The sequence below is a fragment of the Sphingomonas sp. genome (assembly GCF_036388215.1).
Taxonomy (GTDB): domain Bacteria; phylum Pseudomonadota; class Alphaproteobacteria; order Sphingomonadales; family Sphingomonadaceae; genus Sphingomonas.
The window spans coordinates 248,951-260,480 of sequence record NZ_DASVSH010000033.1 but is presented as its reverse complement, the minus strand read 5'-3'; the positions used below and the strand labels follow the sequence as shown (position 1 = coordinate 260,480).

Annotated in this window: 10 protein-coding genes; 2 read left to right on the top strand and 8 right to left on the bottom strand. The window is 63.3% G+C overall.

Annotation, left to right across the window (positions count from 1 at the left end; all coding sequences use genetic code 11):
• Positions 1 to 127 precede the first annotated feature (127 nt).
• Positions 128 to 1,432, top strand: a complete 1,305-nt coding sequence (locus VF617_RS15470) for an exopolysaccharide biosynthesis polyprenyl glycosylphosphotransferase (protein ID WP_331015801.1) — start codon at positions 128 to 130, stop codon at positions 1,430 to 1,432.
• Positions 1,433 to 1,459: 27 nt separating this feature from the next.
• Here VF617_RS15470 and cydB read toward each other — a convergent pair whose 3' ends face one another.
• From cydB to VF617_RS15445, 5 genes are all read right to left on the bottom strand, one after another.
• Positions 1,460 to 2,464 (bottom strand): cytochrome d ubiquinol oxidase subunit II, encoded by a 1,005-nt coding sequence (gene cydB, locus VF617_RS15465; protein ID WP_331015800.1) that lies wholly within the window; start codon positions 2,462 to 2,464, stop codon positions 1,460 to 1,462.
• Positions 2,461 to 3,873, bottom strand: a complete 1,413-nt coding sequence (locus tag VF617_RS15460) for a cytochrome ubiquinol oxidase subunit I (protein ID WP_331015799.1) — start codon at positions 3,871 to 3,873, stop codon at positions 2,461 to 2,463. The genes cydB and VF617_RS15460 overlap by 4 nt, the downstream gene beginning before the upstream one ends.
• A gap of 87 nt (positions 3,874 to 3,960) precedes the next feature.
• Complete coding sequence (locus VF617_RS15455; protein ID WP_331015798.1) at positions 3,961 to 4,608, bottom strand: FKBP-type peptidyl-prolyl cis-trans isomerase; 648 nt, start codon at positions 4,606 to 4,608, stop codon at positions 3,961 to 3,963.
• 87 nt (positions 4,609 to 4,695) lie between these two features.
• Positions 4,696 to 4,902 (bottom strand): 30S ribosomal protein S21, encoded by a 207-nt coding sequence (gene rpsU / locus VF617_RS15450; protein WP_331015797.1) that lies wholly within the window; start codon positions 4,900 to 4,902, stop codon positions 4,696 to 4,698.
• Positions 4,903 to 5,028: 126 nt separating this feature from the next.
• Complete coding sequence (locus VF617_RS15445) at positions 5,029 to 5,604, bottom strand: DUF3617 domain-containing protein (protein ID WP_331015796.1); 576 nt, start codon at positions 5,602 to 5,604, stop codon at positions 5,029 to 5,031.
• 97 nt (positions 5,605 to 5,701) lie between these two features.
• On the opposite strand from VF617_RS15445, the gene VF617_RS15440 reads away from it, so the two are divergent.
• A complete protein-coding gene (locus tag VF617_RS15440; protein WP_331015795.1) occupies positions 5,702 to 6,982 on the top strand; it encodes an MFS transporter in 1,281 nt (426 codons plus the stop codon).
• A 242-nt stretch (positions 6,983 to 7,224) separates the two neighbouring features.
• Here VF617_RS15440 and VF617_RS15435 read toward each other — a convergent pair whose 3' ends face one another.
• The 3 genes from VF617_RS15435 to VF617_RS15425 form a co-directional block, all read right to left on the bottom strand.
• On the bottom strand, positions 7,225 to 7,611 hold the full coding sequence (locus tag VF617_RS15435; protein WP_331015794.1) for a response regulator: 387 nt from the start codon (positions 7,609 to 7,611) through the stop codon (positions 7,225 to 7,227).
• A 71-nt stretch (positions 7,612 to 7,682) separates the two neighbouring features.
• Positions 7,683 to 10,148, bottom strand: a complete 2,466-nt coding sequence (locus tag VF617_RS15430) for an ATP-binding protein (RefSeq protein ID WP_331015793.1) — start codon at positions 10,146 to 10,148, stop codon at positions 7,683 to 7,685.
• Entirely contained in the window at positions 10,145 to 11,437 is a 1,293-nt protein-coding gene (locus tag VF617_RS15425) for a GGDEF domain-containing phosphodiesterase (RefSeq protein ID WP_331015792.1), read from the bottom strand. Before VF617_RS15425 ends, VF617_RS15430 begins: the two co-directional genes overlap by 4 nt.
• Positions 11,438 to 11,530: the final 93 nt, after the last annotated feature.

The following is an 11,530-nucleotide window of genomic DNA, read 5'->3' as shown; positions in this document are numbered from 1 at the left end:
TGATTGGGTATGAGTCGCGAGGGGTGTTCTGGTGAATCTGGAGTTCGGGACGATCCGCGCCGGCGCAGGAGGCGCGTCGCCCACTCGATCCCGTTGGCAACCGAGCCGCGGCAAGCTGCGCAGGCGCTTGCATGCATGCCTTATCGCGCTGGACATACTTTGCATCTTCGCGGGCTTTTTTATCGCCAGCCTGATCTATGAGCGGGGCGCCGCTGGCGGGCAATGGCTTTCCGCGGCTGTGGCTTTCGCGCCTGTCTACATTCTCGTCGCACTGAACGGTCACGCCTATGCGACGCAAGTGATCGAAGATCCCGGCAAGGGCGTTATCCGGTCGCTCCAGGCATTTGTCACCGCCGCCGCACTCGTGCTCCTGATCGCCTTTTATTTCAAAACCAGTGAGAGTTTTTCCCGTGTCACCATAGCGATCGGCACCGGCGTCACGGCCGTGCTGCTGGTGATCGTCCGGGACCGGTTTCTGCGCAGCGCGCGCTGGATATTGGGCGGCAGCCCGTACAGCGTCGTGCTCATTACCGACGGCTCTCAGGCGATCGCGCCGGGGGGCTTCTCCGTGATTATCGCGGCCAACGACCCGATCGAAGCGGCCGAGGATTCACCTGGAATGTTCGACCAGTTGGCGGTCGCGCTGGAGGATGCGGACCGCGTCGTGGTGGCATGCTCCGTCGAGCGGCGGTTGAATTGGGTCCGCATTCTCAAGGGCGTTGGGATCCAGAGCGAGATACTGGCGCCCGAACTGCTCGAGCTCGCACCGCTCGGCCTTGGACAATGGGGTGATGCGCCCACGATGGTGGTGGCCGATGGCCCGCTCAGCACATTCGATTCGTTCGTCAAGCGAAGCTTCGACATTGCCGTGGCCGGCTTCGCCCTGCTTGTGCTGGCGCCGGTGATGCTTCTCACTGCGCTGGCGATCAAGCTTGAGAGCCGCGGGCCGGTGCTGTTCGTCCAGACGAGGATTGGGCAAGGCAACCGCATGTTCAAAGTGCTCAAATTCCGCAGCATGCGCGTCGAGAAAAGCGACGGTGAGGGCCAGACATCGGCATCGCGCGAAGACGATCGCATTACCCGCGTCGGCAAGTTCATCCGCAAGACGAGCATCGACGAACTGCCCCAGCTGATCAATGTGCTCGTAGGCGACATGAGTTGCGTCGGGCCCCGCCCGCATGCGCTCGGGTCGCGGGCGGAAGACAAGCTGTTCTGGGAAATCGACGAGCGCTACTGGCATCGCCATGCGGCGAAGCCAGGCTTGACGGGTCTTGCCCAGGTGCGCGGCTTCCGGGGCGCCACGGTGCGCGAGAGCGATCTCACCTACCGGCTTCAGGCAGACCTGGAGTATCTCAGCCACTGGTCGATCTGGAAGGATATCAAGATCATGGTGATGACCTTGGGCGTGCTCGTTCACAAGAACGCCTACTGACCCCCTTTGGGGGCAACCGCTTCGAACTCAGTGATAGCCCGCCGCGCCCACCTTTCCGCGGAACACCCAATAGCTCCAGCCGGTATAGCCCAGAATGATGGGGATCATCACCGCCGCGCCGATCAGCATGAAGCCTTGGCTGTCGGCCGGAGCCGCCGCTTCGAGGATCGTGACCGCACCCGGCACGATGTGTGGGAAAATGCTGATCCCCAGCCCGGCAAAACTGAGCAGGAAAACCGCTAGCGCAAGGATGAAGGGCAAAATCTCGGCCTTCCGCGCCAGCGCGCGCCAGAAAGCGAACGACAGGAGCGCCACGAGCACCGGCACCTGCGCGGTCAGCAGCACGCCCGGCATCGCGAACCAGTGCGCGGCATAATCATTGTCTAGCGTCAGCGTCATCAGGCTGACCGCGCCGATCGCGGCCAAGGTGATCGCGCCGAAGCGTCCGGCGAGGCGGTATGCGTGATCCTGACATTTGCCGTCGGTCTTCCAGATCAGCCAGCACGCCCCCAGCAACGCATAGCCCGCGACCAGGCTGATTCCGGTAAGCAGGCTGAACGGCGTGAGCCAATCAAGCCAGCCGCCGCCATATTCGCGGCCGGAAACCTTGATGCCCTGAAGGATCGCCCCAAGCGCCATGCCTTGGGCCAGCGTGGCGACCAGCGAGCCGGTCGTGAAGGCCATATCCCACCAGCGGCGGTGGCCCGCGTCGCGCCAGCGGAACTCGAAGGCGACTCCGCGAAAGACGAGGCCCAGCAGCATCGCGATGATCAGCGGATAGAGCGCCGGCATCAGGATCGCATAAGCAAGCGGGAAGGCGGCCATCAGCCCGCCTCCGCCCAGCACCAGCCAGGTCTCGTTGCCGTCCCAGACGGGGGCCACAGAATTCATCGCCTTGTCACGCTCTTCGCCCTTGAAGACCGGGAACAGGATTCCGATGCCGAGATCGAATCCGTCCATCACGACATAGGCGAAGACCGCGAACGCGATGAGGAACGCCCAGATCGTCGCCAGCGTTGGATCGGGGGTCATCGCGCGTCCTCCGCTTCGGGCTGAGCGGGGCCTGGAACGATGCCGGCGGTGCGGATCGGCGCGGCTTCGCTGATTCCGGGCTCGTGTCGCTCGACGCCCTTCCCGATCAGCATCAGGATGTACCAAACGCCGAATCCGAAGACGAGGAAGTACACAATCACGAATGCGAGCAGCGACACCCCGACGGCGGGCGCGGCGAGCGGCGAAGCGCTCTCGGCGGTGCGCAGCAAGCCATAAACGGTGAAGGGCTGGCGGCCGCTTTCGGTGGTGACCCAGCCGGCGAGCACCGCAACGAAGCCGGAGGGCGCCATCGCCACCGCGAACCGGTGAAGCCATGTCCAGTCAAAGAGCTTCCCGCGAAAGCGCGCGAGCAGGCTCCACATGCCAAGGACCAGCATCAGCATCCCCAACCCCACCATGATACGAAACGACCAGAAGACGATCGCCACATTGGGTTCGTCGCGATCCGGAATCGTGTCGAGGCCAGCCATCGGCGCGTTGAGATCGTGCTTGAGGATCAGCGACGAAGCCTTTGGAATCGCGATCGCGTAATCGATGCGCTTGGTCTCCTGATTGGGCAGGCCGAACAGATAGAAGGGCGCGCCGTCCGGATGGCTGTCGAAATGCCCTTCCATGGCCATGACCTTGGCGGGCTGATGCTCGAGCGTGTTGAGCCCGTGGGCGTCGCCGGCGAGGATCTGAATCGGCGTAACGATCGCCGCCATCCACATCGCCATGCTGAACATCTTGCGGGCGTGCTCGTCGGCCTTGTCGCGCAGCAGGTGCCAAGCGGCCGAGCCGCCGACCGCCAGCGCCGTGGTCAGATATGCCGCGATCACCGTGTGGACAAGGCGGTAGGGAAAGCTGGGATTGAAGATGATCGCTGCCCAGCTGCCCGCCGGGACAAACTGACCTGCTTCGTTGAAGGCATGGCCGGTCGGGGTGTGCATCCAGCTGTTTGCCGAGAGTATCCAGAAGGCCGAAATGAAAGTACCGAGCGCCACCATGCAGGTCGCCGCGAAATGGAGCCCCTTCCCCACTTTCTCCTGCCCGAACAGCATGACGCCGAGAAAGCCCGCTTCGAGGAAGAAGGCGGTCAGCACTTCATAGGCCATCAAGGGCCCGATGATCGGGCCGGTCTTGTCCGAGAAGACCGACCAGTTGGTGCCGAACTGGTAGGAAAGGACGATGCCGGAGACCACGCCCATGGCGAAGGTGACGGCGAAGATCTTTATCCAGAAACGGAAGAGATCGAGATAGACTGGGCGCCCTGTGCGGAGCCACAGCCCTTCGAGCACCATCAGATAGCTGGCCAGCCCGATCGAAAAGGCGGGGAAGAAGAAGTGGAAGCTCACGGTGAACGCGAACTGGATCCGCGCCAGGACTATCGGATCGAAACTGTCGAACATGCCCGCCTCCGGGGCGGCTGTGCGCCCGGAAGCCGGTTATATCAAGTGCGTCGACCGATCGCTTTGATGCAGTCAAAGCACACGGGATTACTGCTTGGGGGCAGCGCCCTGCGGGCCGGCCGGCGGAGCGCCTTGCGGCCCACCCGGGGCGCCACCGGGAGCGCCGCCCTGCTGTTGCTGCATCATCTGCTGCATCATCATCTGCTGGACCACGGCGGCGGGGATCACGCGATCGATGCTCACCTTGAAAATCAGCATCGAATTGGGCGGAATGCGCTCGGGATCCGGCGTCTGCGCGCCATAAGCCAGATCGGAGGGGATCCAGAAGCGATAGATGCCCCCCGCCTTCACCATCTTCAGGCCTTCGTAAAAGCCCTTGATCGCGGCGCCTTCCTGCAAGGGAAACGGCGCGGGTCGATCGCTCTTGTCGAAGGTCTTGCCGTTGCGGAACGTGCCTTCGTAATTGGTGAGGACGTAATCGCCTTCCGACGCAACCGGCCCCTCGCCTTCCTTGAGCACCTGATATTGCAAGCCGGAGGCAGTGGTCTTCACGCCCGGCTGGCCCTTGTTCCAGGCCAGGAACTGCGCGTCGGAGCCCTTGACCGCGACTGCGGCCCGGGTTCCTGCCCAGGCGAGCGTGGCAGCCAGCGCGATAGCGGCCAGAACGCCGAGCCAGAGCCAGACCTTGTGGCTGCGCTTGACGGGCTGGAGCGGGACGGCGGTCACGGACGACATGGATACGGCTCCAGCAGCAGGCAGCTCAAAAAACGCGGAAGGTTAGTAAAGGTTAGGCCAAGACGCGCATTGCGCGCCGGGCCGAGCTTACCGCGCGGTGTCGCGCTCGACGCGCTTGCGCTCCAGCTTGCGGGCGCGGCGAACCGCGGCCGCGCGCTCGCGGGCGCGCTTCTCACTGGGCTTCTCGTAGTGACGACGAAGCTTCATCTCGCGATAGACGCCTTCGCGCTGCAGCTTCTTCTTGAGCGCGCGAAGCGCCTGATCGACATTGTTGTCACGTACGATGATTTGCATGTTGTAAAAGAGCCTCGCGCTTCAAAGCAATAGAATAGGGATCGCCGGAGCAGGGCCACGGCGCGAATGGCGGGCACCTATCAGGGCAAATCCAACTTTTCAACCCGCAACGCTATCCGTGGAGCGCTATGCCGGCTTCGGAGTGCAATTTCCGGTGCGCTCGCCCTTGGCATGGAGCCTGACGGCCAGATAGTTCGCGGCTCCCGCCACGCCGCTCTTCTGATCGATCATCACATCGAAGCCGGTCGGCGAAATCGTGCCAGCGGCGAGAATCACGCTCTTCGACGCGCCCTCCCCGCAATGGATTTCCACATCAAGCTTGCCGCCGGCCTGGATATAGCGCGGAAATACGCACTTGCCCGCGACTTTCTCCATGCTTTCGAAATCGAGCGGCTTCAGCTGATCGGAGGTGCGGCAACCACTGGAACTCTGCTCCTGGGCGCGGATCTCTTGCATCTGCGCATCGCGGGCGGGACCTTCCGGGAATGCGGACAGATCGGCAGACACGACGGTCATGGCGGTTCGCCACTGGCCGGGCTGCATCTGCGTCTTGGCGCGGGCCGCCTTGGAAAGGCGCGAAACGTCCGCCATCGAAGCGTTGGCGAGCTTGAGCTCCCCGGTTTCCGCCGCGGCCTTTTCATCAGCCGATTGGCATCCCGCCAGCGCCAGCAGCGCCGCTGCGGCCAGGAAATACGCACGCATTCGTTTCGCCCCTCAAATTCCGGAGGCATCTCAAGCCGAAAGCGCGCGCGATGGCAATCCGCTTTGCGCCACGCCGAGCCGCGCTATAACTCGCCCCATGGAGAATCCGCCGCAGCGAAACCGCGTCCGCTCGATCCTCGGCGGATCGGCGGGCAATCTGGTCGAATGGTATGATTGGTACGCCTATGCGGCGTTCACTGCATATCTGGCGCCGCATTATTTCCCCAAGGGCGACACCGTCGCGCAGAACATGAATGCCTGGGCGATCTTCGCCGTCGGCTTCTTCATGCGGCCGATCGGCGGGTGGCTGATGGGAGTCTATGGCGATCGCAAGGGGCGCAAGGCGGGGCTGACGCTCTCGGTCACCCTGATGTGCTTCGGCTCGCTGATGATCGCAGTCACGCCCAGCTATGCGACGATCGGCGCCTGGGCGACGGTCTCGCTGCTCGTCGCGCGGCTGATCCAGGGGCTTTCCGTCGGCGGCGAATATGGCGCAAGCGCAACCTATCTCTCCGAGATGGCCGGCAAGAAGCACCGCGGCTTCTTTTCGAGCTTCCAATATGTGACGCTGATTTCGGGCCAGCTCATCGCGCTCTGCGTGCTGATCCTGCTCCAGACGGTGATGGCCAAGGATGCGCTGGCGGAATGGGGCTGGCGAATTCCGTTCGCGGTGGGCGCGGCGCTGGCGGTGGTCGTATTCTGGATCAGGCGGCGCTTGCCCGAGACCGAGAGCTTCGAAAAACGCACCGCTGAGCACGTTTCCAGCTTCGGCGCGCTCTTCACCAAGCATCCGCGCGAAGCAGCCGTCGTGATGCTGCTGACCGCGGGCGGCACGCTCGCTTTCTATGCATATTCGATTTACCTGCTCGCCTTCCTGAGCGGCACCACCGGCTTTTCCAAGGAAATCTCGGCGCAGGTAAATGCGGCTGCATTGTTCGTCTTCATGTGCCTCCAGCCGCTAGCCGGCGCATTATCCGACAGGATCGGGCGCAAGCCGCTGATGGTGGGGTTCGGCGTGCTGGGCGTTGCGCTGACCTGGCCGATCTTCGTGACGCTGGAACGCGTCGAGACGCCTTTTCAGGCATTCCTGCTGATGACTGCCGCCCTGGTGATCGTGACCGGCTACACTTCGATCAACGCTGTAGTGAAAGCAGAGCTGTTTCCCGCGCATATCCGCACGCTCGGCGTGGCGCTGCCTTATGCGATTGCCAATGCGGTGTTCGGTGGCACGGCCCCCTATGTCGCGCAATGGTTCAAGGAAACGCTCAAATGGGAGCGCGGCTTTTACTGGTACGTCAGCGGGATGATCGCGATCTCGCTGGCGACCTATTTGCGGATGCGCGACACCGCCAAGCATTCGAAGATATTGGAGGATTGATTTGATGAGCCTTCTCCAGAGGGAGAAGGATACCGCAGCTTGGCAGCTTGCTGCCTAGCGGAGGTTGGATGAGGGGATGCGTTATCGAGAGGGTGATCCCCTCACCCAGCTATGACTAAGGCCGGCTGAAGAAGCCGACCTAAGTCTTCGCAACCAGTTTCAGGTAAACAGCGCCCCGCGCTGTTTAGGCCATGCCGGGGGCATGGCCGACCTGAAACTCCCGACGGGAGAGGGGAAAGAGCTTAAAGCATCATCCCGCCGCCGCGGACGGCGAGGACGCGGCCGATCGAATCGAACAGCGCGTCCATCGCCACGGGCTTGAACAGCACATCGTCGGCGCCGATTTTCAGGCAACGCTCGCGCAGGTCGACAGCGGTGTCGGCGGTCAGCACGATGATCGGCAGCTCGGCCTTGGCGTCGCCGCGCCCGCGGATCTGGCGGATCGTCTCGAACCCGTCGGTGCCCGGCATGCGCAGATCGACCAGGATCACGTCGAAGGTCTCGGCATCGATCTTGGCGAGCCCTTCCTCTGCCCATGCCGCCTCGGCCATGGTGGCGCCGGCAACGTCGAGCATGTCCTTCACCACCCTACGGTTCATCGGATCATCCTCGATAAAAAGGATGTTCATGACCGCCCGCCGGGAGAGGCAGAATGTTTCAGGAATGCGACCGTTTTTATCATATTAGGTGTGCTATCGCTCTATGCCGCCCGAGTGGCAAGCGCGTCTATGCCTATTGAATAGGAATTTTCTTCCGCGTGCGGAATGACCGCTTCGATCAATGCCGCGCCGCTGACCGGTTTTTGTATGATCTGCCCGACACCTGCTTCGGTTAGCTGAGATTTTTCGGCAGCATCGACGGAGACCCAGAGCGCGTAGCTGGCAGCGCCTGGAGCGGCATCGGCCAGTGTCTGGATCGTTTCCATAAGGACGCCCTCGGCGGCCCTGGCGGTCGCCTCGTCGATCAGCAAATGGGTGACTCGGGCTTCAGCCAGCAGAGTGAGCGCTTCGGCGGGACTCGACGCGAAGCGCAGCGACTCCACACGCGGCTCGAACAAGGTCTTCAGCATCGATCGAGCGATGGGATTCCGATCGAGGATGAGCATCGAGGCGCCTGAGCCACCGCCCGCGCTTTCGGCCACCTGCGGCGCCTCCGCCGGGACGAGGGGCAAGTCCACGATGAATCGCGAACCCTTATCCTCTTCGCTCTCGACACGGATGTCGCCGCCCAGCGCCTGCGCCAGATTTCGGCAGATGGTAAGGCCAAGGCCCGTGCCGCCGAACTTGCGAGTAGTGCTGGTATCGACTTGGCGGAAGCTCTCGAAAATATCCTCGAACTTGTCCGAGGGGATGCCGATGCCGCTGTCCTCGACGACGAGCTTGAGGCGGCGTGCCTCGCCCTCTCCTTCGTCCAGCGCGTGCACCGTGACGCCGCCCTCCTCAGTGAACTTGATCGCGTTCGAAAGGAGATTGAACACGATCTGGCGCAGCCGCCCGGCATCGCCCACGATCCAGCAGGGCGCATCGCCAAGTTCCAGCGCGAAGCTAAGGCCCTTGGCCTCTGCCTGCTCCCGCCACATGCGCGTGACGTCACGCAGCACCGCGCACACGTCCATCGGCGCCGCTTCCACGGCAAGGTTGCCCGTCTCCATCTTCGCGACATCGAGGATATCATCGACCAGCGCGCGCATCGTGACGCCCGCGCCGTGGACAATGCCGATCCGGTCGCGGGTCTGCGCCTCGAGCTTCGGATCGGCCAGCATTACCTGAGTCATGCCCAGAATGCCGTTCAGCGGCGTGCGGATTTCGTGGCTGGTGGTGGCGAGGAACTCGGTCTTGGCCTTCAATGCCTTTTCGAGCGCTTCGTTGGTTTCGCCCAAGACCACGTTGGCGGCGGCGACCTTGTTGCGGCTGCGGCGGATCGCGATCAGGCCCCAGGCGAGGGCGGCGATCACGATCAGCGTGGCGAGACCGATACTGAAAAACAGGGTGCGCTGAGCCTGTGCGCGGCGTTCGGCCTCTTCGCGGCGCAGCGTCTCGATGCGCGCCTGCTGATTGGCATAGTCGAACTCAGCCGCCATCAGCGCCGCGCCGGTGGACGTGGCCACCTTGCTCGATTCGTCGTTGAGCCGCTTGAGCGCTTCGAGATGCGCGAGCGCGAGGCGCGCATCGCCCAGATGACTGAAGATGTCGTGGGCATAGACATGCGCGTTGCGCAGGTCGACCGATGTGGTGGCGAGATCGACGCCGGCAAAGCATTCGCGGATCAGCCGCGCCGCGCGCGCATAATCGCCTTGATCGGCAGCGAGACGCGCCGCCGTGGCGAGCAAGTGGCGGCGCTGGACGGGTGCATCTTTCCCGCGAATGAGAGCGAAGCCGCGATCGAGCGTCGCCTGGGCCGCGTCGAACCGCTTGAGATCCACCTGGGTACGCGCAAGATTGATGAGCACGCGGGCTTCGAGCAGTTGGTTTTCCTGCGTGCGCGCAATCGCTAGCGCCTGCGAATATTCCTTCTCGGCATCCGCATAACGCTCGAGCGTGAGGAGCACATTGCCGCGATTGTTGTGGAACGACAGCGTGAGCATGGGATCCTCGTCATAGGTCTCCATGGCTTGCTGGTAATATTTCTCGGCCCGCCCGCCATCGTTGCCGGAATAATAAAGCGATGCGAGATTCTGGAGCGCGATCGCCTGGCCGCGCTTCTCACCGACCTGCCGGAAAATCTTGAAAGCATCCTGATATTTGCCGAGCGCTTCGGCGGCGTTGCTCTTGACCAGCTCCAGCGTGCCGAACGACATCAGGATATCGCCGCGCAGCTTGATCGGCTCCTGGATGGGGTCGATCATCTTGAGCGCCTGGGTCAGCAAAGGCCGCGCTGCATCAGGCTTGTCCATGCGGACCAGCGCTTCTCCGCGCAGCCAGCGAAAGCTTGCCGTTGCGAGAAGTCGCTCTTTGGGATCGCCTACGCGCTGGGCTGCTTGTTCGCCGGTGGCCGCAACACGCTCCGCCTCCTCAGGGGTCGCGACCATTGCCTGGCGGACGCCGGCGATGATTCGCTCAACCTCGGTAGCCGGCTTTCTGGACTGGGCCTGGGCGAAGGCGGTAGGCGGGGCCAGGGCGCCCAGCAGCGCCAGCATGGCAAGCAGGCGGCGAAGCACGCGCGTCACGCGCGCTTCCAGAAGCTCTCGGGCCGGATGAACGAGGTGGGCGCTCCCCCAGCATTCGTGCGGTGCGCATCGTCATCGAGGAACTTGCGAAAGGCGTCGAAGCCGATGGGTCGCGAGATCAGGAAGCCTTGAACCATGTCGCAGCCCATCACGCTGAGCAAGGCAAGCGCGGACGGGCTCTCGACGCCCTCGGCGGTGACTTCCATGTCGAGCGCGTGCGCCAAGTCGATCGTCGAGCGCACGATCAGCGGATCGCGGTTGCTGCTGGTGAGCTGGAGCACGAACATCTTGTCGATCTTGAGCTCGCTTGCCGGGAGCTGCTTGAGATAGGCCAGCGAGGACAGGCCGGCGCCATAATCGTCGATCGCGAGCTGAACGCCGATATCGGCGAACGCCTGCAAATGGCGGATTGCGCTTTCGGGATCGCGGATCACCGCCGTCTCGGTGATCTCGAAGCCGAGTTTGGCGTCGGTGGCGCGAACGATCTCCGACGCTTCGGCGACGAAGGATGCGTCGGCGAGCAGCATACCCGAAATATTGAGGAACAGCCGCAGGTCGTGCCCGCAAGCCGCGAGCCGCTTCTGGTCGTCGATCACCTTGCGCAGGGTCCACAGCGTGAGCGACGAGATCTCGCCCGCCTCCTCCGCGACCGAAATGAAATCCCCAGGCAGGATCAGGCCGCGGGTGGGATGCTGCCAGCGGACCAGCGCCTCCGCGCTGGTGATCTCCTGGCGGCGGACATGCACCTTGGGCTGATATTGAAGGAACATCTCGCCGTTGCTGATCGCGCCGGGGAGCTCGCGCATCAAAGTGAGCTTGTCGAATGCCAGATCGGCGCGCGACAGATCGAGCATGACGACGCGGCCCTCATGGCGCGCCTGATCGAGCGCGGATTCGGCGGCTTCGGCCAAGCGGACCTCGTCATCTTCACAGGCGGGCGCGGCGGCCACTCCGAAGTGCATCTGGAGCTGATAAGGCTCGCCATCGAGATCGATCCGCCGGTGGAACGCCTTGCGGAGCCGATCCACGTCGGCGGCCGCGGCTTCGGGAGTGTCGCGCTCGAATGCGAGTTCGATAAGGGCGCGGCCCACGGGAGCAAGCCGGATATCGGGGCACAAGGCAGTGATTCGCGCCGCGACGTCGAGAATCAGCGAATCGGCACGCGCGCGGCCCAGATGACGACGCAACGAGACGAAGTTGGCGATCTCGCATACACAGAGGATGCGCCAGTAGCGTTGTTCGGGGGTGCGATCGTTACTTGACCGTTTCCATGCACGCCGTGTCGGCATGGAGATGCGCGCGGGCGCTTCCCCCCGTCGCGCGGCGGGCTTTACTCCGCCCGGGACTGTTGCATTTTTTCGTGATATTTCTGTTGGTTGCAC

Excerpts from the sequence above, each read along its gene's own strand:
- cydB (WP_331015800.1), bottom strand. The coding sequence starts at position 2,464 with ATGACCCCCGATCCAACGCTGGCGACGATCTGGGCGTTCCTCATCGCG.
- VF617_RS15460 (WP_331015799.1), bottom strand. The coding sequence starts at position 3,873 with ATGTTCGACAGTTTCGATCCGATAGTCCTGGCGCGGATCCAGTTCGCG.
- VF617_RS15455 (WP_331015798.1), bottom strand. The coding sequence starts at position 4,608 with ATGTCGTCCGTGACCGCCGTCCCGCTCCAGCCCGTCAAGCGCAGCCAC.
- rpsU (WP_331015797.1), bottom strand. The coding sequence starts at position 4,902 with ATGCAAATCATCGTACGTGACAACAATGTCGATCAGGCGCTTCGCGCG.
- VF617_RS15445 (WP_331015796.1), bottom strand. The coding sequence starts at position 5,604 with ATGCGTGCGTATTTCCTGGCCGCAGCGGCGCTGCTGGCGCTGGCGGGA.
- VF617_RS15440 (WP_331015795.1), top strand. The coding sequence starts at position 5,702 with ATGGAGAATCCGCCGCAGCGAAACCGCGTCCGCTCGATCCTCGGCGGA.
- VF617_RS15435 (WP_331015794.1), bottom strand. The coding sequence starts at position 7,611 with ATGAACATCCTTTTTATCGAGGATGATCCGATGAACCGTAGGGTGGTG.
- VF617_RS15425 (WP_331015792.1), bottom strand. The coding sequence starts at position 11,437 with ATGCCGACACGGCGTGCATGGAAACGGTCAAGTAACGATCGCACCCCC.